The sequence below is a fragment of the Actinomadura sp. K4S16 genome, assembly GCF_008327685.1.
Taxonomy (GTDB): Bacteria; Actinomycetota; Actinomycetes; order Streptosporangiales; family Streptosporangiaceae; genus Spirillospora.
Window position 1 is genome coordinate 288,688 of the sequence record NZ_BDDE01000013.1, and the last position, 22,196, is coordinate 310,883.

17 protein-coding genes, 1 tRNA gene and 1 pseudogene are annotated in these 22,196 nt (G+C 71.8%); 5 read left to right on the plus strand and 14 right to left on the minus strand.

The annotated features are described in order from the left end of the window. Nucleotides 1-369: 369 nt before the first annotated feature. Both K4S16_RS16475 and K4S16_RS16480 read left to right on the plus strand, forming a co-directional pair. Nucleotides 370-1,437, plus strand: coding sequence for a ferredoxin reductase (locus K4S16_RS16475; protein WP_235036850.1), 1,068 nt, complete (start codon nt 370-372; stop codon nt 1,435-1,437). A gap of 10 nt (nt 1,438-1,447) precedes the next feature. Then, a complete protein-coding gene (locus tag K4S16_RS16480) occupies nt 1,448-2,521 on the plus strand; it encodes an acyl-CoA desaturase (protein ID WP_149259822.1) in 1,074 nt (357 codons plus the stop codon). A gap of 35 nt (nt 2,522-2,556) precedes the next feature. Here the strand turns inward: K4S16_RS16480 and K4S16_RS16485 are convergent, their stop codons facing one another. Continuing rightward, nucleotides 2,557-3,384 (minus strand): GNAT family N-acetyltransferase, encoded by an 828-nt coding sequence (locus tag K4S16_RS16485; protein WP_149259823.1) that lies wholly within the window; start codon nt 3,382-3,384, stop codon nt 2,557-2,559. A 129-nt stretch (nt 3,385-3,513) separates the two neighbouring features. Between K4S16_RS16485 and K4S16_RS16490 the strand changes: the two genes are divergently transcribed. Beyond that, nucleotides 3,514-4,911, plus strand: coding sequence for an MFS transporter (locus K4S16_RS16490; RefSeq protein WP_149259824.1), 1,398 nt, complete (start codon nt 3,514-3,516; stop codon nt 4,909-4,911). Here K4S16_RS16490 and K4S16_RS16495 read toward each other — a convergent pair. From K4S16_RS16495 to topA, 10 genes and pseudogenes are all read right to left on the minus strand, one after another. Next, nucleotides 4,908-5,591, minus strand: coding sequence for a S1 family peptidase (locus tag K4S16_RS16495; protein ID WP_149259825.1), 684 nt, complete (start codon nt 5,589-5,591; stop codon nt 4,908-4,910). The genes K4S16_RS16490 and K4S16_RS16495 overlap by 4 nt on opposite strands. A gap of 101 nt (nt 5,592-5,692) precedes the next feature. Further along, nucleotides 5,693-5,809: pseudogene (locus K4S16_RS16500) on the minus strand (WYL domain-containing protein); the annotation flags it as partial. A 101-nt stretch (nt 5,810-5,910) separates the two neighbouring features. Beyond that, nucleotides 5,911-6,741 (minus strand): regulatory iron-sulfur-containing complex subunit RicT, encoded by an 831-nt coding sequence (locus tag K4S16_RS16505; RefSeq protein WP_149260157.1) that lies wholly within the window; start codon nt 6,739-6,741, stop codon nt 5,911-5,913. 48 nt (nt 6,742-6,789) lie between these two features. Further along, nucleotides 6,790-7,773, minus strand: a complete 984-nt coding sequence (locus K4S16_RS16510) for a hypothetical protein (RefSeq protein WP_149259826.1) — start codon at nt 7,771-7,773, stop codon at nt 6,790-6,792. A 103-nt stretch (nt 7,774-7,876) separates the two neighbouring features. Continuing rightward, the gene (locus K4S16_RS16515) at nt 7,877-8,722 is read right to left on the minus strand and encodes a fructosamine kinase family protein (protein ID WP_149260158.1); all 846 of its coding nucleotides are present in this window, start codon (nt 8,720-8,722) and stop codon (nt 7,877-7,879) included. After that, a complete protein-coding gene (locus tag K4S16_RS16520) occupies nt 8,719-9,198 on the minus strand; it encodes a low molecular weight protein-tyrosine-phosphatase (protein ID WP_149259827.1) in 480 nt (159 codons plus the stop codon). The genes K4S16_RS16515 and K4S16_RS16520 overlap by 4 nt, the downstream gene beginning before the upstream one ends. A 122-nt stretch (nt 9,199-9,320) precedes the next feature. Then, on the minus strand, nt 9,321-11,036 hold the full coding sequence (locus K4S16_RS16525; RefSeq protein WP_149259828.1) for a S8 family serine peptidase: 1,716 nt from the start codon (nt 11,034-11,036) through the stop codon (nt 9,321-9,323). Nucleotides 11,037-11,168: 132 nt separating this feature from the next. Beyond that, the gene (locus K4S16_RS16530; protein WP_149259829.1) at nt 11,169-12,308 is read right to left on the minus strand and encodes a DNA polymerase III subunit delta'; all 1,140 of its coding nucleotides are present in this window, start codon (nt 12,306-12,308) and stop codon (nt 11,169-11,171) included. Between the two features lie 19 nt (nt 12,309-12,327). After that, on the minus strand, nt 12,328-14,415 hold the full coding sequence (tmk, locus tag K4S16_RS16535; protein ID WP_149259830.1) for a dTMP kinase: 2,088 nt from the start codon (nt 14,413-14,415) through the stop codon (nt 12,328-12,330). Nucleotides 14,416-14,443: 28 nt separating this feature from the next. Continuing rightward, a complete protein-coding gene (gene topA / locus K4S16_RS16540) occupies nt 14,444-17,137 on the minus strand; it encodes a type I DNA topoisomerase (RefSeq protein ID WP_200841914.1) in 2,694 nt (897 codons plus the stop codon). Nucleotides 17,138-17,390: 253 nt separating this feature from the next. Here topA and K4S16_RS16545 point away from each other — a divergent pair, with 253 nt between their 5' ends. Continuing rightward, complete coding sequence (locus K4S16_RS16545; RefSeq protein ID WP_141580137.1) at nt 17,391-17,576, plus strand: DUF5703 family protein; 186 nt, start codon at nt 17,391-17,393, stop codon at nt 17,574-17,576. 358 nt (nt 17,577-17,934) lie between these two features. Here K4S16_RS16545 and K4S16_RS16550 read toward each other — a convergent pair whose 3' ends face one another. The 3 genes from K4S16_RS16550 to K4S16_RS16560 all read right to left on the minus strand — a co-directional run bounded on the left by K4S16_RS16550 (nt 17,935) and on the right by K4S16_RS16560 (nt 21,924). Then, entirely contained in the window at nt 17,935-19,683 is a 1,749-nt protein-coding gene (locus tag K4S16_RS16550; RefSeq protein ID WP_149259831.1) for a chaplin family protein, read from the minus strand. Between the two features lie 134 nt (nt 19,684-19,817). After that, entirely contained in the window at nt 19,818-20,525 is a 708-nt protein-coding gene (locus K4S16_RS16555; protein ID WP_149259832.1) for a hypothetical protein, read from the minus strand. A gap of 79 nt (nt 20,526-20,604) precedes the next feature. Beyond that, nucleotides 20,605-21,924: a M20/M25/M40 family metallo-hydrolase gene (locus K4S16_RS16560; RefSeq protein ID WP_149259833.1), complete on the minus strand. Its 1,320-nt coding sequence runs from the start codon at nt 21,922-21,924 to the stop codon at nt 20,605-20,607. Between the two features lie 111 nt (nt 21,925-22,035). Here K4S16_RS16560 and K4S16_RS16565 point away from each other — a divergent pair. Beyond that, nucleotides 22,036-22,121 (plus strand) — tRNA-Leu (locus K4S16_RS16565). Nucleotides 22,122-22,196 lie beyond the last annotated feature (75 nt).

The following is a 22,196-nucleotide window of genomic DNA, read 5'->3' on the forward strand; positions in this document are numbered from 1 at the left end:
GGTGAGAAATAGATGAAATAGCGGCCGGAGCAGCTGCGACACCTCGCGGAGGACCCGCTTCCGGATCGAGAGGAGCCGCAGCGCGCCAAGGCATACCTCAATGGCGGCTCGACACCGGCGGTGGACGGGGCGAAGCCGCCCAAGGAGCGGCCGAACGCCGCGTGCAGTGCTCTCCGGGCGGGCACGGGGCTTCTTGCTCGGCCGACAAATCGTGGATCGTCTTTTATCAGCGGGCATTACATCCGTGGATGGAACATCGATTGATGGTGTGATGCCTGTCGCTTTGGCCGCCGAAGCCTTGAATCTTCCCCGATTCCTACGCGACCGTAGGTTACGCGAACGTAAGTTAGCGCCCCCGGGGAGGAAACCTTGACCATCGCACCGCGACGTCCAGGCCGCTCCAGCGCGGGACGGCGGATCGCGGCGGCCGCCCGGCTTCTCACGACGCCGCTCCTGCCGGAGGATTACCTCGGCCTGGTCAACCCTCTGTGGTCCACGGCCGAGCTGCGCGGACGGATCGAGTCCGTCCGGCGCGAGGCCCCCTCCACCGCGACCCTGGTGATCAAACCGGGGCCTGCCTGGCGTGCCCATCGGCCCGGCCAGTGGGTCAAGATCGGCGTGGACGTCGGCGGCGTCCGGCACTGGCGGACGTTCTCGCTGTCGTCGCCGCCGCGCCGCGACGGCCGCATCACGATCACCGTCAAGGCGGCCCGCGACGGGTTCGTCTCCGCGCACCTGGTCAGCGGGATCAGGCCCGGAACGATCGTCCGCCTGTCGCAGCCGGAGGGCGAGTTCACCCTCCCCTCACCCGTGCCCGGCAAGCTGCTGTTCGTGACGGCCGGCAGCGGGATCACGCCGGTCATGGCCATGCTGCGGCATCTCGGCGGCGCGGCCGACGCGGTGCTCGTCCACTCGGACCGGACGGCCGGGGACGTCATCTTCGGCGACGAGATCCGCCGGATGCCCGGAGTGCGCCTGCACGAGCGCCACACGACCACCGAAGGCCGCCTCAAGCCGGCCGAACTGCCCGACGTCTGCCCCGACTGGGCGGAGCGCGAGGCGTGGGCGTGCGGTCCGGGAGACATGCTCGACGACCTCTCCGCGCACTGGCGGGCCGCCGGGATCGAGGAGAGGCTGCGCGTCGAGCGGTTCCAGGTCGTCCTGGACGGCGGCGGGGGCGAGGGCGGGCGCGTCACGTTCACCAGGAGCGGCGTCACGGCCGACGCGGACGGGGGCACGCCCCTCCTGGTGGCCGGCGAGGACGCCGGGGCGCTGCTGCCGAGCGGATGCCGGATGGGCATCTGCCGCGGCTGCGTCGGGCGGCTCGCGTCCGGCAAGGTCCGCGACCTGCGCACCGGCGAGGTGCACGGCGACGAGGGCGAGATCGTCCAGACCTGCGTCTCGGCGGCCGCCGGGCCCGTGGAGATCGAACTGTGAAGGGAGCAGCATGACCGAGCACCTGACGGCCGAGGACTACGAGACCATCGCCGCCGAACTGGACGCGCTGCGCGAGGAGATCATGTCCGATCTCGGCGAGCGCGACGCGTCCTACATCCGCCGGGTGATCCGCTGGCAGCGCGGCCTGGAGATCGGCGGCCGGGCGCTGCTGCTCGCCTCCTCGCTGCCGCCCGCCTGGATCGCCGGGACCGCGACGCTGGCCGTCGCGAAGATCCTGGAGAACATGGAGATCGGGCACAACGTCATGCACGGCCAGTGGGACTGGATGCGCGACCCGAAGATCCATTCCACGACCTGGGAGTGGGACAACGTCTCACCGGCCGAGCAGTGGAAGCACTCGCACAACTTCGTCCACCACACGTTCACGAACATCCTCGGCAAGGACAACGACGTCGGCTACGGCATCCTGCGCGTCGCGCCCGAGCAGCCGTGGTCCCCGGCGCACCTCGCGCAGCCGCTCTACAACCTGCTGCTGGCGATGTTCTTCGAGTACGGGGTGGCGCTGCACGACCTGGAGATCGACAAGATCCGGGCCGGGACGGCCGACGAGGCGGTGACCAGGGAGAAGCTGCGCGCCATCGGCCGCAAGATCCGCCGCCAGTGGGGCAAGGACTACCTGGCGTTCCCGCTGCTCAGCGGCCCGCAGTTCCTGTCCACGCTGACCGCGAACGCCACCGCGAACGTGCTCCGCAACGTCTGGGCCCACATGATCATCTTTTGCGGCCACTTCCCCGGCGACGTGGAGGTGTTCGAGGAGGAGCGGCTGGACGGCGAGACGCAGGGCGAGTGGTACGTCCGGCAGCTGTGCGGCTCGGCCAACATCACGGGCGGCGAGCTGTTCCACCTGATGACGGGCAACCTCAGCCACCAGATCGAGCACCACCTGTTCCCCGACATGCCGAGCAACCGGTACGCCGAGATCGCTCCGCGCATCCGCGCCCTGTGCGACAAGTACGACATCCCTTATCACACGGGCTCGCTGTCGAAGCAGGTCACGGGCACGTGGAAGAAGATCGTCCGCTATGCGCTGCCCGGCGGAAGCCCGTCCCCCGCGAAGGGATAGGTCCGCCGAGGCCCTGGATCACGGGAAAGCGCAGGTCAGCCGAGCGCTTGGGCCACGGGGAGGAAGAGGCGCGCCGGGTCGTTCGCGATGGGCGCGCCGTACTCCATGACCGTGGTGGTGAACGCCGGGCGCAGGCCGTGCCCCCGCGCCCATTCGACCAGCTCGGGATGCCGGTGGTCGATGTCCAGTCGGATCGGCCCGGCCGGGACGATCTCTTCGACGAGCGCGAGCGCGGTCTCGGCGTCCTGGGCGGTGACGGGGCCGACCACGGCCCGGTCGTCGTTCCACCACACGCCGCCGAACCCCTTGATGCCGGTCTCGTCCCGGACGACGCGGAAGGTCTCGCAGAACGACGGCAGTCCTTCGACCAGCCGTGAGCGGTCGGCGCCGAAGACCTCGATGTCCAGCGCATGGACGGCGGGCATGTCCGCCGCCTCCGCCGGCACGGATACGCCCCGCTTGTACGGCCCCTCCCCTGTGCCCTTGTACGTCGTGCAGAGCCCGACGGAGCGGAACCCCAGACGCTCATACAGCGGACGCCCGTATTCGGTGGCCGTCAGGCAGAAGCTCTTCGTGTCGGTGTTGTCCATCGCGTGCCGCATGATGCGACCGCCCAGGCCACGCCGCTCGTAGCGCTTGGCCACGAGCACCATGCTGATGGCCGCGACGTCCCCGCCGTATGGGGTCGACACCAATGCGGCGGCGAGTTCGCCGTTCCCGTCGTCGATCCCGTAGACGTCGCCGACCGAGAACAGGAACCGCCACTTGCGGTCTTCGCGGCCCCACTCGCGGTCTTCGGCGAGCCGCTGGCAGGCGGCCAGGTCGTCTTGCCCGAGCCGTCGTGCGGGCCTGTCCAAGTCCATGCGACGGACGCTAGGGCGGCCGCCCTGGCACCACAACCCAATTACGCGGCATTACCTCACGCGTCATCGCCTTCACGACCTCCCCGGCGAGATCGTCTAGGTGCGGACAACAACGACCTGAGGAGAACCATGTCGCACACGGCGACTCCAGTGGCGGGACGGCACCCGCGCGAGGCCGCGCCTCCGCCGGCCGCGTCCGTCGGCGCCCTGCTCGTCCTGCTCACCGGCATCTTCATCACCACCCTCGACTTCTTCATCGTGAACGTGGCGATCCCCGACATCCAGGCCGACCTCGGCGCCGGTGCGACGGCGATCCAGTGGGTCGTCGCCGGGTTCGGGCTGGCGCTCGGCAGCGGGCTGATCACCGGTGGCCGCCTCGGCGACCTGGCCGGACGCCGCCGGATGTACGCGCTCGGCCTCGCGGTGTTCACGGCCGCCTCGCTCGCGTGCGGGCTCGCCCCGTCCCCCGGCACGCTGATCGCCGCCAGGGTCGTGCAGGGGATCGCGGCCGCGCTGCTGATGCCGCAGGTCCTCGGGATCATCAACGGCGTGTACACCGGGGAGGCGCGCGCCAGGGCGTTCACCGCCTACGGCCTCGCGATGGGCCTGGGCGGCGTGTTCGGGCAGCTCATCGGGGGTGTGCTGATCCAGGCGGACCTGTTCGGCACCGGCTGGCGCAGCATCTTCCTGATCAACGTCCCGGTCGGGCTCGTCACGCTCGCGCTGATCCGCCGGACCGTCCCGTCCCAGCCGCGCTCCGCCGGGACCCGGCTGGACGTCCCGGGGACGATCCTGGTCACCCTCGGGCTCGTCGCGCTCGTCCTGCCCCTGATCGAGGGACGCCGCCTGGGCTGGCCCGCCTGGACGTGGGCGTCGCTCGCCGCTTCGGTCGTCCTGCTCGCCGCGTTCGCCCTGTCCCAGCGCCGCAGCAGCGCGCCCCTCGTGGCGCCCGCGCTGTTCCGCGAGCCCGCGTTCCGCGTCGGCAGCGGCCTGGCGCTCGTCTACACCCTGGCGATGGCGTCCTTCTTCCTCTACCTCGCTCTGTACCTCCAGCAGGGGCGCGGCCTCAGCGCCCTGGAGTCAGGACTGCTCTTCGTCGCCTTGGGCGCGGGCTACTTCGCCGCGTCCACCCGCGCCACGGCCGTCGCCGCCCGTCTGGGGCGGCAGGCCCTCGCGCTGGGCGCCGCGGTGCAGGCCGCCGGGTGCCTGCTCCTGCTCGCCGAGACCGGGCAGGCCATCGGCTGGCTCATCCCGGGCCTGGCCCTCGTCGGGGCGGGCATGGGCTTCGTCCTGGCGCCGCTGTCGGAGCTCGTCCTGTCCGGCGTGACCGACCGGCACGCCGCCTCGGCCGCGGGGGTCCTGTCCACCGCGCAGCAGGTCGGCAACGCCCTCGGCGTCGCGCTGGTCGGGATCGTCTTCTACGGCGCGCTGGGCGAGGTCGAGGACGCCTTCCAGGCATCCCTCTTCCCCGTCATGGCCTTCTGCGGCGTCACCGCGGCCCTCGCCCAGTTCCTCCCCAAGCGCTAGTACACGCTGACACCGAAGGCGCTGAGCACCGGAGAGATCGGCAGGAAGTAGGACGTTCCGCCGCTGGTGCAGTTGCCCGAGCCGCCGATCCCCAGCCCGACCGCTGTGCTGCCCGAGAAGTACGGAGCCCCGGGACCGTCCCCGGGCTCCGTGCATATGTTCGTCATCGCCACCCCGGTGACGGTCCCGTCGGGGAAGTTCACGGTCACGTTGACCGCCGTCACGCTGCCGCAGCGCAGGCCCGTGGTGGGCCCGCTGCGGCAGACGCGCTGCCCGACGACCGGCCTGCCCGCCGTCGTGATGTCCTGGGACCCGGGGTAGAGGTACACGCTCCCGGGCCTCTCCACGGAGGGCTCCACATACCGGACGAGCGCGACGCCGCCGGTCGTGGCCGAGACGACCGTCCCGAGCTGGACGGTCAGCCCCGGATCGGCGTAGACCGCCATGCCGACCTGTGCGCAACCGCCCGCGGTGAGGAAGTAGTACGTCCCGTTCTGCCGCACGTTGAACCCGAGGACGCAGCGCGTTCCCCCGGCGTAGACCGCCTGGCCCCCTTCCGCACCCGGCGCCGCGACGGGACGCACGTCCCGCCCGGCCCCCGGCGAGGCGGACGCCGCGGGACTGACGGCGGCCAGGACGGCGGCGATGCCCGCGAGCAAGGTCGCGACGCGCAGTCTCACGGAGTACCTCCTGCGGGAAATGGCGCCTTGCCCGGAATGGTGCGAAAACCAGAGAGCCGCGACAAGGGGAGGAAGGTGCCAAGGTTGCCCGCGACCGTATATCAACCCTTGAGGTTCGATGCGGCGAAGCCCCGTCCGGCCCGGCGTGTGCGGCACCAGGCGATGAGGTACCAGCGGCCGTTGGCGGTCAGCAGTCCGGCCGGTTCCACGACGCGCCCGCTCTCGCGTCGTCCGGCGTCGGTTCAACGGAAGGCTGTAGCACCACGACGGCACCGGCTGGCGACCCGCCCACGTCTGCTTGTCGGCGGTGGGACGTCGGTCAGGTGGGGTCGTCGGGGGTGGGGTTGTAGTGGGCGTCGTGTTGTTGGCGGGGGGAGCAGACCGAGGCGGAGGGGCAGGAGCAGCGGCGGGAGCCCACCTTCACCGTGACGCGGTCGCCGGGAACGTTGTAGCCGATGACCTGGCCCTCGCCCTCCGGTGTGCTGACGCGCGAGCCCAGGCGGGGCGCCTTCTCCTTGAACTCCATGTAGAGGGGGTGCTCGTACTTGAGGCAGCACATCAGGCGGCCGCAGGCGCCGGCTATGCGGAGCGGGTTGACCGGGAGGTCCTGGTCCTTCGCCATGCGGACGGAGACTGGTTCGAAGTCCTTGAGGAAGGTGGCGCAGCACAGGTCGCGGCCGCAGGGGCCGATGCCGCCCTGGAGGCGGGCCTCGTCGCGGGGGCCTACCTGGCGCAGTTCGACGCGGGCCTTGATGCCGCGGGCCAGGTCGCGGACGAGGGCGCGGAAGTCGACGCGGTGCGGGGCGGTGAAGTAGATCTTGAAGACGTTGTCGGCGTCGAGGTAGTCGACGCCGATGACCTTCATCGGAAGGTCGTGCTTGCGGATGAGGCGCTTGGCGATCGAGCGGCCCTCGGCGCGGCGGCGGCGGTTGGCCTCGTCGCGGGCCAGGTGCTCGTCGGTGGCGGGGCCCGCGCACTCGGGGAGGCCGTCGATGTCCTCGGAGACCCACTGGGGCGCCCACACGCACTCGGCGACCTCGGGGCCGGAGTCGGTGGGGACGAGGACCTTGTCGCCGACCCTGGGGCTGTGCGGGCCCGGGTCGAGGTAGAACAGCCGGCCGTAACGGGTGAAGCTGACTGCCATCACCATGCCCACGGTTTCGCTCCGTTCGCCCGGTTTTGCGACCCACTCTAGGTCTCACCAGGCCGCGTCGGCGAGATCCTCTCCCGGGACGGTCGGGACGCCCTGCGCGTAGAGGTCGCCCGCGGTCGCCATGACGCCGTGGCCGGTGTGGGCGATGTCGAGGGCGGTGGGCTCGGCCTTCACCTTCTGCGTCCACAGGGTCTTGGTGGGGGCTCCCTGCAGCGTGAATGTCTGGAGGGTCAGTTCGGAGTTCTTCGCCACGGCCGCGATGAGGGAGTTGCCGTCCCGGCTCAGGACGGCGTTGGAGCTGCCCTTGGGCAGGGGCATGACGGCCTTGCTGGTCTTGAGGTCTCCGGCGGCGCCGTTGGTGTCGATGCTGCGGACCTGGTGCTTCGCCGAGCCGACCGGGCTCCACACGAAGGACAGCGTGGTGCCGGACCAGGAGAGGCTTCCGACGCGGGCGCGCAGTTTGGTCGTCCACACCTTGTGGACACCGGTCTCCGGCGACACGACGTCCACGCGGGCGCGCGCTCCCTTGTAGATGACGTAGGCGATGCTCGCGCCGTCCGGGCTCACGGCGAGGTCCGACCAGGCGGTGGAGACGCCGGGGACGGTGGCCTTGGGGATGGGCTTGAGGTCCTTCGGGCGCCCGTCGTCCAGGCGGAGGCGCTGGAAGGTGACGTCACGGTCTCCCGGGGACGCGACGATGTACGAGCCGTCCTTCAGGGCGGCGACGCGGTGGAAGCGGCGGCCCTCTGGAGCAGCGACGGGGAGCCCCACGTTCGCCCCGGTCTGCACGTCTCGGACGAGGAGCGACGTGCCCTGCTTGGCCACGCCGACGACGACGGACGGTTCGGTCTTCTCGGCCTTGGCGGCGGGCTTCGCCTCGTGCTCCTTCTCGGCGGCGCGCTGGTGGCGGTGCACCGTGTCCACGCCGCCGCCGATCAGCAGCGCGGCGGCCGCGGCCACGCCGAGCGGGACGAGGCCCTTCCAAGAGCCGAGACGGGTACCCGGGTCCTCGCGCCTGCCGTCGTCCATGGGGTTGCCAACCTGCCCTTCCTGCCGGATCGCCCGTCGTTTCTACCGCATATGCAACGCGACAAAAACCCATGGAGGCGGAGTTACCAAGTCGTGAGCCGCGTCAGCCGAGGGACGCGCGGGCCGCCTCGACCAGAGACCCCCGGTACGACCCGCCGAACAGCGCCACATGGACGAGCAGCGGGTGCAGTTGGTGCAACGGGACGCGGGAGCGCCATCCGCCCGCCAGGGGCGCGGCCTCATCGTAGGCGCCGAGGACGGTGTCGAGGTGCGGTGTCCCGAAGAGCGCCATCATCGCGAGGTCGGTCTCGCGGTGCCCGCCATGCGCGGCCGGGTCGATGAGCAGCGCCCGCTCGCCGGTCCACAGGATGTTCCCCGACCACAGGTCGCCATGGATGCGGGACGGCGGCTCCGGCGGCCCCGCGAGCGTCTCGATGTCGGCCATGACGCGCTCGACGAGGCGGACGTCCTCGGGCGAGAGGTGCTGCGCGCCGAGGCGGAGGAACGGTTCGAGGCGGCGTTCGGCGTACCAGGCGGGCCAGGGGCGGTCGTCCGGCGTGTTGTCCAAGGGGAGGTCGGCGATGAAGCCGTCCCAGGGCGCGCCGTAGACGTCGGGCCGGTTCCCGGTATGGAGGGCGGCCAGTTCCCGTCCGAGGCGTTCGGCCGCCTCGCGGGACGGTGCCGACGTCGGGAGCCACGGCAGCACCAGCATGTGGTCGTCGGTCGCCACGACCTCGGGGACGGGAGTCCCGGGGCCCGCCTCCCCCAGCCAGCGCAGCCCGGCCGCCTCCGCCGCGAACACGCCGTCCTGGTCCTGGGCCGCCTTCACGAACACCTCGCGGCCGTCGGCCAGGGAGGCCCGGTGCAGCGTCCAGGAATGGCTGGAGCCGAGGTCGTGCACCTTCTCGACCCCGGTTCCGAGCAGCCGCTCCAGCCGCACTCCGGTCAGGCCTCCTTGAGCGCCGCGCGGATCTCCTCGAGCAGTCCGGGCATCGCCGCCTCCACCTGCTCCAGGACGAGGTCGAAGTCGGCGCGGCCCCCGTAGTAGGGGTCGGGGACGTCGAGATCGCCGGCCGCCCCGGGGTCGAACTCGCGCAGCAGCCGGATCTTGCCGTGCGCCTCCCCGTCCGGCGCCATCGAGCGCAGCGCCCGCAGGTGGCCCTCGTCCAGGGCGAGGATGAGGTCGTACCGGTCGAACCAGTGGTCCTCGAACTGCCGGGCGACGTGCGCCGACCGGTAGCCGGCCCGCGTCAGCGCCGCGACCGTCCGGTCGTCGGCCCCGTCGCCCACGTGCCAGCCGCCGGTGCCCGAACTGTCCACCTCGACGTCCAGGCCCTCCTCCTCGACGTGGTGGCGCAGGACCCATTCGGCCATCGGGGATCGGCAGATGTTGCCCGTGCAGACGAACGTGACTCGGTACGGCATCCCTCCATGATGCACGAGGCGCCGGAGGGCGGAAGACCAGGGAACGGCCGGGCGGCCCCGGAAAAGAACGCGACCCCCGACCGGAGCCGGGGGTCGCGTCCTGGGGTGGTCCAGGCGGGGGGTCAGCGCGAGACGGCGTGCAGCGCGTCCACGATGCCGTTGCCGAAGAACCCGTTCTGCTCCTTCGAACCCTCACAGGTCTGGGTCGAGGTGTGCTTCACCCACTGGCCGTTCGACTGGGTGTACCAGACGTACTCGACCGTCCGCGGGCTCGGGCATTCCTTGGGGGTCGCGGTGCCGCGCAGGACCTGCTCGACGAGGCGCGGGTCCATGGTCAGGCCGCCGGCGCGGTCCCTGTGCCCGTACTTGCTGATGATGAGCGCCGCGACGCCCACCGCGTGCGGCGAGGCCATCGAGGTGCCCTGCAGCGACTGGTAGTAGGCGCACTTGTCGCCCTTGCAGCTGCGGATGATGGACGCCAGCTTCGGCGTGCCGTCGTCGTTCAGCTCGCCGCGCTCCTTCGCGAGCCGCTCGGGGTAGGCCGCCCAGATGCCGCCGTTGTTGTCCGGACGCTGGTCGGCGTTGTCGACCTTGTCGCCGCCGGGCGCCGCGACAGCGACGTAGCCGTTGCCGAAGCTGCTGTAGTACGACTTGCGGCCGCTCGGGCCGGTGGCCGAGATCGGGATGACGTGCTCGCCCTCGGACGGCATCGACACGCAGCTCGCCGGGACGGTGCGCTCGCGCGGCTCCTCGCCCGGGGTGGACGGGAAGTCGGGGCTGCTGTCGTCGACGTTCGTCTTGGTGTAGTCGACGAAGTCGTTGCCGGCCGCGGAGATCAGGGTGACGCCGCGGTTGTGCGCGAAGTCCAGGGCGCGCTGCGCCGCCTTGATGATCGTCCGCTGCTCCAGCTGGTCCTCGGGGCTGTCGGCGGGGTTGTCGCCGCAGTTCCACAGCCACGGGTCGATGTAGTACGACATGTTGACCACGTCGATGCCGTTCTTGGCCGCGTAGGTCAGGCCGTCGACGGTCGGCTGGAGGAAGAAGTAGCCGGAGTCCTGGCCGACGCGCAGGTTGACGATCGACACGTTCGGCGCGACGCCCGCCATGCCGAGGCCGTTGCGGGGCGAGGCGATCGTGGACGCGACGTGCGTGCCGTGGTCGTTGTCGTCCCAGTCGTTGGGGTCGACGCACGACGTGAACTCGCAGGGCCCGTCGACCTCGTTGCCGTTGGCGTCGGTCGGGATGTCGTGGGTGAAGTTGCGGCTGAGCTTGCGGTTGAAGTTCGGCGCGATGTCCGGGTGGTCGCCGTCCACACCGGTGTCGAGGACGCCGACCAGCACGCGCCTGTCACCCGGCTCCTTCTTGTAGGAGCCGTCGGCGGTGGCGTGCATCTGCTTCATGTCCCACTGCAGGTCCGCCAGGGGCTCGGCGTCCTTGGACGGCTTGCCCGCGGGGCTGGTCCTGGTCGCGGCGCCGTGGCCCGTGCCGTTGAGCTTCTCGACCTTCTCGGCCTTCTTCTTGGTCTTCGGCGCCTCACCGATGACCCGGTTGTGCGCGACGCCCTCCAGCGCCCGCTGGTTCATCACGGCGTGGATGAACTCCGGGTTCTGGGACTTGACGGTCGCGACGCCCACGTCGCGGTTCTCGTGCACGACCTTGCCGCCCGCGGCCGAGACGGCCCGGTGGGCCTGGCCGAGGGAGACGCCCTCCTTGTAGAGGACGACGTACTCCGAGACCTCACCCTTGGTTTCGGTGGGGCCCGGAGCTGCTGACGCTGGGAACGCGAGAGCCGTCACGGTGGTGACGGCGCACGCGGCGGAAATCAAGGCTCGCCGCAAGGCAGACCTCCTGGCTTGGGGGTAATCAACCGGTTTTCGGTTGATCAGCCAGCGAACGTTACGTGTGCGCTAGTTGAGAGTTGCGTACGGAAATGTAACGAATGAGGGCAGCTCTTGTAAGCCCCCATCGACTTATCCGTGACGCAACGCCAAGGTCAGCGCCTCGAAAGCCAGCTGCGGATTGACGTTCGCGGCCAACCGCTCCCTGCAGTCCATGATCGCATCGAGCCGGCGGAGGGTGTCCTCAGGGCGGCCGTCCGCCGCGGCCGACCGCAGCTCGGGGCCGAGCTCGATGTTGACCAGCTCGCTGCCCGCCCCCAGCTGAAGGGTCAGCACGTCCCGGTAGTAGGACGCGAGGTCGAGCAGCGTCCGGTCGAGGGCGTCGCGCAGCAGCCGCGTCGCCCGCGACTTCTGCCGGTCCTCCAGCTCCTTGAGGGCGCCCGCCGTCCCGCGCGGCATCCGCCCCTTCTCGCTCTCGCCGAGCGCCTTGCGCAGGGCGGAGGTCTCGGTCTCGTTCAGCTCGGCCGTCTGCGCGTCGCGCTCGGCCTTCGCCGCGTTCACGAGGGTCTCCGCCGCCGCCACCGCCGCGCTCACCCCGGTCAGCCGGCGCGGAACCGCCACCACCTGATCGCGCACCTGCCGCATCCGCGGCTCGGCGGCGAGCCGGCGCGCCCGGCTGATGTGGCCCTGCGCCGCCCGCGCCGCGACCTCGGCGGTCTCGCGCGGGACGCCGTCGCGCTGGACGAGGAAGTCGGCGATCGCCGCGATCGGCGGGGTCTGCAGGGTCACCAGCCGGCAGCGCGACCTGATCGTGACGAGCAGGTCCTCCGGCGACGGCGTGCACAGCAGCCACACCGTGCGCGGCGGCGGCTCCTCGATCGCCTTCAGCAGCGCGTTGGCGGCGCCCTCGGTGGCCCGGTCGGCGTCCTCGAACAGCACGATCTGCCGGCCGCTCCCGCTCGGCGAGGACGAGGCCCGCAGCACCAGCGCGCGGGCGTCCCTGATGCCGAACGACAGGCCCTGCGGGCGGACGACCTCGACGTCCGCGTGCGTCCCCTGGAGGACCTGGTGGCAGGACGCGCAGTGCCCGCACCCGCGCGGCGTCTCCGTGCACTGCAGCGCGGCGGCGAACGCCCGCGCGGCGGTGACGCGCCCGGACCCGGGCGGCCCGGTGAACAGCCACGCGTGCGCCGGCCCGCCCTCCCGCTCCGCGGCCGCGGACAGCTGCGCGATCACGGGCTCCTGCCCCACCAGGTCGTCCCACACGCTCATGGAACAGAGGCTAGCGGGCTCAGAAGTCGGTGATGACCGGGAACGTGCTCGTGGCGTCCTCGGTGCCGAGCGGAACGGGGTCGGGCAGGATCTCCCGGATGCGGTACTGGATCTCCCGGCTCAGCTCGCCCTGGGGGCGGCTCGCGTCCAGGATGAGGTAGCGCTCGGGGTCGGCCTCGGCGAGCGCGTGGAAGCCCGCACGGACCCGCTCGTGGAACTCCTGCGACTCCGACTCCATGCGGTCGGCGGGGGCCGACAGCCGGCCGAGGCCCGCCTGCGGCGGGATCTCCAGCAGGACGGTCAGGTCCGGGACGAGGCCGCCGGTCGCCCACGCGTTGACGCGGGCGATGTCCTCGACCGGCAGCTGCCGCCCGAAGCCCTGGTAGGCCAGGGACGAGTCGACGTAGCGGTCGCTGACCACGATCGCGCCGCGCTCCACCGCCGGCCTGATCACGTTGGCGACGTGGTCGGCGCGGTCGGCCGCGTACAGCAGCGTCTCGGCGCGGTCGGACAGGCCGGTGGTGTCGCGGTCCAGCAGCATCGCGCGCAGCCGCATCCCGATCTTGGTGGCGCCGGGCTCGTGCGTGGTGACCACGTCGTAGCCGTGGTCGCGCAGCCAGATCGCGGCGAGCCGCGCCTGCGTCGTCTTGCCCGCGCCCTCGCCGCCCTCGAACGCGATGAACACGCCGCGGTTGCGGTGGACTGGCTGGGGCGCCGCCGCGGCCTGCTCCGGCGGTGTGTAGATCTCGCCGTGCAGGGCGGCGCGCAGGTCGGGGAAGAGCGGGATGCCGCGCCGGTCGTCCAGCCGCCGGTAGGCGACCAGCCCGGCCAGCAGGGCGACGACGGCCGCGGCCAGCATCGCGACCCCGGAGCCGTAGGCGTCGTAGACGCCGCCGCCGAGGTCGAGGCGGTGCGATCCGACCAGCGCCGCGATCAGCGGGACGGCGGCGAACGTGATCAGCACGGCGATGAGCGCGACCGACCGCAGGAAGGCCGCCGGGCGCGCGTCCTCCGGCGCGTCGGGGTCGCGCGCGGCGTCGGCCTCGCGCAGCGCGGCGGTCGCGGTCGACCAGGCCGCCCCGGCGAAGACCCCGAGGAACGCCGTCGTGAACACCACGACGACGAGGTTCTGGACGAGGGCGAGCACGACCAGCGCGAGCGCGGCGGCGATCACCGCGAGGCCGAGAAGCCGGCGGCGGCTGAACGGGACGAGCACGCGCGGCCCGAGGAACAGCCCGAACCCGAGCCCCACCGTGAGCGCGGTCAGGACGGAGCCGTACCCGGCGTCGCCGCCGCCGAGTTCGCCCGCGTGGACGCGGGCCACCGAGACGACCGCACCCGCCGTGACGGACGCGGCCGCGATCGCGAGGCCGAGGCCCCGCGCGGCGGCCGACCCCGGGCCCTGGAAGATCAGTTTCAGCGGCGACGGCGCCGCGACCGGCTCGGTCGCCGGGATCTCGCCGGCCGTCGCGACGACGGCGGCCGCGACCAGGAACAGGCCCGCCGTCACGTACAGGGCGAGGTCGGCGCGGGAACCGGCGCCGAGCGTCCCGCTCGCGACGAGGGCGAGGACGGCGAACAGCAGCGCGGCGGCCGGCGCGGGGCCGTAGAGGACGCGGGACGCGGCGCGGCGGGCGGCGGGCCGCGACTCCTCGTCCGGGACCAGGCCGGGCAGGGACGAGCGCGCCGCCGGGATCCACAGCAGGCTCAGGCACGAGACGAGGAACGCGGCGGCGAACGTCCACGGCAGCGCGTCCACGAGCGGGACCGTCACGACGACCACCAGACGCAGCACGTCCGCGATGATCAGCATCAGCCGGCGGTCGACGCGGGCGGCGAGCAGCCCGGCGACCGGCGGGAGCACCACCGCGGGCAGCAGCAGCAGCGCCAGCGTGCCCCCGATCGCCTGCGCCCGCGCGGCGGGATCGTCGCCGCGGGCCAGCACCGCGGCCATGGCGGTCAGCGCGGGGACGCCGAGCCACTGGGCGGCGCTGGACAGCGACAGCGCGATCCGGAGCCGGCGGAACGGCCCGATCGACGAAAGCGACGAAACGCCCGGCGGCGGTGGCGCTGCGGGGTGCGGCCGGGGTGCGCCCGTTCTGGTCATGTCGGTCAGGGTATCGGCGTAGATGTCCCTATGAACCGGACTTTGCGGAGGTTCGACGGCGCGTCGTCGTCTTCTTCTTCCCGCCGCCCGCGGCCACCTTCTCACGACGCTCCGCGAGCAGTTCCGCGGCGCGCTGGATGGTGATCGACTCGACCTCGTCGCCCTTGCGCAGGCTGGCGTTCGTCTCGCCGTCGGTGACGTACGGGCCGAACCGGCCCTCCTTCACCACGACCGGCTCCCCGCTAGCCGGGTCCTTGCCCAGCTCGCGCAGCGGCGCGGCCGCCGCGGCCCGGCGGCCGCGCTGCTTGGGCTGCGCGAGCAGCTCCTTCGCGCGCTCCAGCGTGACCGTGAACAGCTCCTCCTCCGAGCCGAGCGACCGGCTGTCGGAGCCCCTCTTGATGTAAGGGCCGAACCGCCCGTTCTGCGCGGTGACCGGCTCGCCGTCCAGCTCGCCCAGCGTGCGGGGCAGCGACAGCAGCTTCAGCGCGTCGTCCAGTGTGATCGTGTCGAGCGACATCGACTTGAACAGCGACGACGTGCGCGGCTTCGGGGTGTCGGCCTTCTTCGTCCGCTTCTTGCCGTCGGCGGGCGGCGGCTGCTGCTCGGGCAGGATCTCGGTGACGTAGGGGCCGAACCGCCCCGACTTGGCCACGATCGTGTGGCCGGTCTCGGGGTCGGTGCCGAGCTCCCGGTCGCCGGACGGCTGCGCGAACAGCTCCTCGGCCTTCTCGGCGGTCAGCTCGTCCGGCGCGATGTCCTCGGGGATGTTGACGCGCTCGCCGTCCCGGTCGAGGTACGGCCCGTACCGGCCGACCCGCACCATGATGTCGGTGCCCTTGATCGGGAACGAGCTGATCCCCTTGGCGTCGATGTCGCCGATGTCGCCGACCAGCTCCTTCAGGCCCTCCTCGCCATTGTCGCCGAAGTAGAACCGGGACAGCCAGCGGACGCGCTCGGCCTCGCCGCGGGCGATCTCGTCGAGACCGTCCTCCATGTGGGCGGTGAAGTCGTAGTCGACGAGGTTGCCGAAGTGCTGCTCCAGCAGGTTGACCACGGCGAACGCCAGGAACGACGGGACCAGCGCCGTGCCCTTCTTGAACACGTACTCGCGCGCCAGGATCGTCCCGATGATCGAGGCGTACGTCGACGGCCGCCCGATCTCGCGCTCCTCCAGCTCCTTCACCAGGCTGGCCTCGGTATAGCGGGCCGGCGGGCGGGTCGAGTGGCCCTCCGCGTCCACCGCGCTCGCGGTCAGCGGGTCGCCCTCGGCCAGGTTCGGCAGGCGCCGCTCCTGGTCGTCCCGGTCGGTGGACGGGTCGTCGGCGCTCTCCACGTAGGCCTTGAGGAACCCGTGGAACGTGATCGTCTTACCGGTCGCCCCGAACTCGGCCCGCTCGTTCCGCGTCGACACTCCGGTGACCCGGATCGACACCGACTGGCCCACGGCGTCCTTCATCTGGGACGCGATCGTCCGCTTCCAGATCAGCTCGTACAGCCGGAACTGGTCGCCGGACAGGCCCGTCTCCGCGGGCGTCCGGAACGTGTCGCCCGCCGGGCGGATCGCCTCGTGCGCCTCCTGCGCGTTCTTCACCTTGGAGGCGTAGACGCGCGGCTTGTCCGGGACGTACTCGCCGCCGAACAGCGACGCCGCCTGCCGCCGCGCCGCCGTGATCGCCGTCTCCGACAGCGTGATCGAGTCGGTTCGCATGTAGGTGATGAAGCCGTTCTCGTACAGCTTCTGGGCGACCGACATCGTGTACTTCGCGGAGAAGTTCAGCTTGCGGCTGGCCTCCTGCTGGAGGGTCGTCGTCCGGAACGGGGGGTACGGGCGGCGCGTGTACGGCTTGCGCTCGACCGACTTGACCTCGTACGGACGGCCGCGGAGCCGCTCGGCGAGGGCCGTCGCGGCGGCCTCGTCCAGGTGCAGCGCGTCCCGCGTCTTCAGGGTGCCGTCGGAGGCGAAGTCGCGGCCCTGCGCGACGCGCTTGCCGTCGACCGAGACGAGCCCGGCCTTGAACGCCGTCGGCTCCTCGTCCTTGCCGGTGTCGAACTGGGCCGCGATGTCCCAGTAGTGGGCGGGGACGAACGCGATCCGCTCCCGCTCCCGCTCGACGACCAGCCGTGTCGCCACCGACTGCACGCGGCCCGCCGACAGCTTCGGCATGACCTTCTTCCACAGGACGGGGCTGACCTCGTACCCGTAGAGGCGGTCCAGGATGCGGCGCGTCTCCTGCGCGTCCACCAGGCGCATGTTCAGCTGGCGCGGGTTCGCGGCGGCGCGCTGGATCGCGTCCTTGGTGATCTCGTTGAAGACCATCCGGTGCACGGGGACCTTGGGCTTGAGGACGTCCTGGAGGTGCCAGGCGATCGCCTCGCCCTCCCGGTCCTCGTCCGTCGCGAGGAAGAGCTCGTCGGCCTCGGCCAGCAGCTTCTTGAGCTTCTGCACCTGCTGGCGCTTGTCCGCGTTGACCACGTACAGCGGCTCGAACTCGCGCTCGACGTTCACGCCGAGCTTGGCCCACGGCTCGCCCTTGTACTTGGCCGGCACCTCCGAGGCGCTTCCGGGCAGGTCCCGGATATGGCCGATACTGGACTCCACGATGTAGCCGCGGCCCAGGTAGCCCGCGATCGTCTTCGCCTTCGCGGGCGATTCGACGATCACCAGGCGCGTCCCCACGCCGTTGCCGCGGCCACTGTTCGCGGTGCCGTTCTTGGCTGGCACAGTCGCTCCAACCTCGCTGTCTCGGTCCTCTGGTTCAGGCTCTTCCTACCGGCTTCGTACAACGTCGCGTGACGGCGTGTTTGTGCCCGCGCCCTCCGCCACCGTCTCGCGATCATCGCTGCCGCCCCCGCCGGGAGGCGGGATTCTCACCGCCGCGCGCCCCCGACAGGATTGCATGCCGCCGGACGGCGCGCGGACCGGGACGCCACGGTACGGTGCCGCACGGCCGGTAGACCAAGTAATAATGGTCGCAATGGCGGAGTACACCTACCTCGTCCTGTCACTGCCGCGCGGCACCACCCGTGACACCGCCCGGCAGATCATGACCGAGCACGCGGAGCACGGTGGCTGGGAACTCGATCGCTTGCGCCTGTACCCGGACGGCCGCCGTCGTATTCAACTGCGCCGCAAGGTCATCCGAGCCGTCCGTACGTTCTGACCGTTCCCAGCGGCCTGTCGGGAGCGTAGCACTGCGTACGGATTCCTTGACGTGACGTTACTGTGCCCACCCCCGCCACGCCCCCCACCCCAGCCACGAGCCCGCCACCCCCTGCGGACACGGGCTTCGCCCCGCCTCCAGCCACGAGCCCGCCTGCGCGAGGACCAGCACCGCCGCCTGCCGTCCCCGCTCACCCGCCTCGGACACAGAACGCCCAGCTCGGGTTCGGCCCCGCCTTTGGCGGCCGGGACCTGCCTGTGTGCGGACGCGGCTTCGCCCGCCCCGGTCCGCGCCTCCGGGACGGGCGAAGGTCTTCCGCTGCCGGCCGTGCGGCCGACTCACCCGCGTTCTGACGGATCTAGCGGCGACCCACCCGGATGCGCCGCGCCAGCACCGTGATCCCGGCCGCCGCGGCCAGCAGCCCGGAGACCGCCGTCAGCAGCGCCGCGCCGGTCTTGGACTCCGGCCTGATCGTCTCCGTGGCCGCGACGTGCCGGGCCGGGCCGATCTCGCCGGGCACGTCCGCCGCCTTGGGGGCGGGCACGCCGTGGACGTCGGCCGGGACGACCGGCTTCACGGGCACCGGGAGCGTGACCGGCGTCCCGCCGTCCTGCCGGACGCGCTGGGCGGCCCCGGTCTTCGGCAGCAGGGCCGTCGCGCCCGTCTGGGACACGGCGTTCAGCACCGGCGACAGGGGCGCCGGCGCGACGTCACCGCCGAGGGACGGGGCCGCGGTGCGCTGGTTCGGCGCGGCGACGGGGAGACTCGGGGCCCCGAGGCCGCCGACCAGCCCGCCGGCGAGGCCGCCGACCAGGGGCACGTCGATCGACGAACCGGGGCGCGGGGCGGTGCCCGCCATCCGTGAGGGGGAGGGCTCGTACCCGCCGTTGTCGCCGGGGTCGTCGCACTGGGGGGCGGGGGAGGCCAGGCCGATCACGGCGGCGCCGTTGCCGCACACGTCCACCGGGGCCTCGACCGGCACGTCCGCCTGGTTCCCGGAGCCGACGCCGCCGGTGCCGGACGTCGTGCCGCCGGAGCCGCTCGACCCCTTGACGGCCGCCTTGCCGGTGCATGCGCCCGTCGCCTGGCCGACGACCGCGACGGCGTTGCCGCACACGTTGACGGGGATGGAGATCGGGGCCAGCACCTGGTTCCCGCCCAGGACGCTGCCCTCACCGGAGGTGGTCTGCTGCGCGCCGCCGGTGCCGTTCTGCTTGACCGTCGCGCCACCCTCACAGGCGGCACCGGCCTCCCCGATGACCGCCGCGGCGTTGCCGCACACGTTGACCGGGATGGAGATCGGCACGTTGGCCTGGTTGCCGGACAGGACCCCGCCCGCGCCCGAGGTGGTCTGCTGCGCGCCGCCGGTGCCGCCGTTCTGCTTGACCGTCGCGCCGCCCTCGCAGGCCGCCACCGCGTTGCCGATCGCGTTGCCGCAGACGTTCACGGGCACGCTGATCGGGACGTCGGCCTGGTTCCCGGACAGGACGCCGCCCTTGCCGGACGTCTCCTGCCTCGATCCGGTGGATCCGGTGGTGCCGCCGTCCGTGACCTTGGCACCCCCCTCGCAGCCCGCGACCGCCTGGCCGATGACCGCGACGGCGTTGCCGCACACGTCGACGGGGGCGGAGATCGGGGCCTTCACCTGGTTGCCGGACAGGACGCCGCCCTTGCCGTCCGTGACCTGGCCGCCCGTGCCGGTGTCCTGGCCACCGGCGTTCTTGACCTTGGCGCCGCCCGTGCAGCCCGCCTGCGCGATGCCGAGGACGGCGACCCCGTTGCCGCAGGCGTTCACCGGGACGGAGATGGGGGCGTCGACCTGGTTCCCGGACCCGACGCCGCCGGTGCCCGAGGTGGTCTGCTGCGCGGCGCCGCCGCCGTTCTGCACGACCTTCGCGCCGCCCTTGGACGTCGCCTGGGCGATGCCGAGCACCGCGACGGCGTTGCCGCTCACGTTGACGGGGGCGGAGATCGGCGCCTTCACCTGGTTGCCGGACAGGACGCCGCCGTCGCCGTTGGTGACGTCGGCGAAGGCGTTGGCGGGGACGGCGCTGACACCGAGGGCGACGAAGCCCGCGGTGAGCATGGCACGTGATGTGCGTCGCATGATGCTCCTTAGGGGAGTTTGGTGGAGATGAGACACGTGTGTCTCGGGGGAAGGCCGTGCATGAGGGCACGGCAGGAGACCGGATCGGCGCGCCCGAGCCGCACGGGCACACGTCCGGAGAGTGGGATCAGGGACTAGTCGGGCGCGAAGGACGGCTCGTCCGCAGCGGTGCGGACGGCCGGCAGCACGGCGCCGAAGACCTGGCGCAGCGATGCCTGCCGGGGCGCGGGGACCCACGTCCCGGCCGCCGGGAACCCGACGGCGATGCCGGTCGCGATGAAGCCGCCAGTCACCGAATGCGTGCCGGGCCTTTCGGGGGCCGGCATCGGCTCGGGCCGGTGCTGGACGGCGACATGGCGGACCTCATGACCGGCGCTCGGGCGAAGCCGGGAAACGCTGCGGGACACGTGCGGCCGGCGGTGCGTCCCAGGCGCGGCCGCGACCTTGGTCACGTGCGGCCTGGGCTTGCGCTTGACCACGGGCTCGACCCGTACGTCCGCCTTGGGCGGCGACACGTCCCGCGGGGCGTTCTCTTCACGCGGCGGCGCCTGCGTCACCGCGCGCACGACCTCGACCAGCTCGGTGACGCCGCTCGCCTCCCGCACCGGTGGACGCTCCTGGACGGTCTGGACCGCGTCTCCCAGCACAGGCGTCTTCGCGACGACCCCCGTCACGAGCTCGGGCGGCTGTTCGTCGGCGTGCGCGGACTGCGCCGCGCACCCGAGGAGCCAACCGGCGATCAGCAGCCCGCCGAGGACCAGCAGGCGCCGGACGCAGGGGCCGACGGCGACGCGGCGCGGCAGGGCGGAAACCGCCCCTACCCGCGCCGCGCCACCTGCCACCGGACACCCTCCGTTGCGACTGCTCCGTCCTCAACGAATGGTGACGATAGCACCACGGAAAGCTCCGGGGATGGCAAATTCAAGAGCGATCAAGGAATTTGTCGAGAACCCTGACTCCGAAGCGCAGTCCGTCCACGGGAACGCGCTCGTCCACCCCATGGAACATTCCGGAAAAGTCCAACTCTGGAGGCAATTTAAGCGGCGCGAAACCGAAGCACCGCATGCCCAGCGTGGAGAACGCCTTGGCGTCCGTCCCGCCGCTCAGGCAGTACGGCACCGGCAGGGCGCCCTCGTCCTCCGAGGTCAGCGCCGCCTCCATCGCCGCGACGAGCGCGCCCTCGTAGTCCGTCTCGACCGCGCGGTCATGGTGGATGAAATCCCGCTGAACGTCCGGACCGAGAAGTTCGTCCACCACCGCGAAGAATTCCGACTCATGTCCGGGAAGGAATCGTCCGTCCACCTGAGCCGTGGCGGTCTGCGGAATGACATTCGCCTTATAACCGGCATCCAGCCGCGTCGGATTGAGCGTGTTCCGCAGCGTCGCCCCGATCATTCGCGCCAGCGGCCCGATCTCCTCAAGGCACTTTTCCGGACGTTCCGGGTCGAATTCGACGCCGTACGCCATGCACGCCCGCTCCAGGAACGCCCGCACCGACTTGGTCAGCCGCACCGGGAACTCGTGCGCCCCGAGCCGCGCGACCGCCGCCGCCAGGGCGGTGACGGCGTTGTCCGGATGCACCATCGACCCGTGCCCGGCCGTCCCCTTGGCGGTCAGGTTCATCCACGCGATGCCCTTCTCCGCCGTCTCGATGAGGTACATCCGCCGGTCCCCGGGCACCGTCAGGCTGAACCCGCCGACCTCCCCCACCGCCTCGGTGCACCCCTCGAACAGCTCCGGATGCTCCCGCACCAGCCAGTGGGCGCCCCACTTCCCTCCGGCCTCCTCATCGGCCAGGAAGGCGAGCACCACGTCCCGCGGCGGCCTGCGCCCCTCCCGCAGCCGCTGCCGCACCACCGCGAGGATCATCGCGTCCATGTCCTTCATGTCCACGGCCCCGCGCCCCCAGACGCACCCGTCGGCGATCTCCCCGCCGAACGGATCGCGCGTCCAGTCCTCCTTGCGCGCCGGCACCACGTCGAGATGCCCGTGCAGCAGGAGCGCGTCCCGGCCCGGATCCTCCCCCTCGATCCGCGCGACCAGGCTGGCCCGCCCCGGATGCGATTCGAAGATCCGCGTCTCGAGCCCGACCTCCTCGAGCTTCTCCGCGACGTACTCCGCGGCCGCCCGCTCCCCCGGCCCCGAGTGATCACCCGGGTTGCTGGTGTCGATCCGGATCAGCTCCTGGCAGAGCCGGACGACCTCGTCCTCGGCGGTCGGCTGGTCGACCACAATGATCACCTCGCGTCCTCGGGTACCGTCCCATGGTGCCCCGCCGATCGACTTCGCCGCGACTCGCCACCTTTGGTATGGTGAACTCCGCCGCCGCAGCCGCGCTGCGGCCTGCGACCGGTCCGGGTGGCGGAATAGGCAGACGCGCTAGCTTGAGGTGCTAGTGCCCTTTACGGGGCATGGGGGTTCAAGTCCCCCCTCGGACACATCGCAACAAAGTGGGACAGACAGCAGTCTGTCCCACTTTTGCTTTTGAGGTGAGGTGGGCCGACCGGATGCCG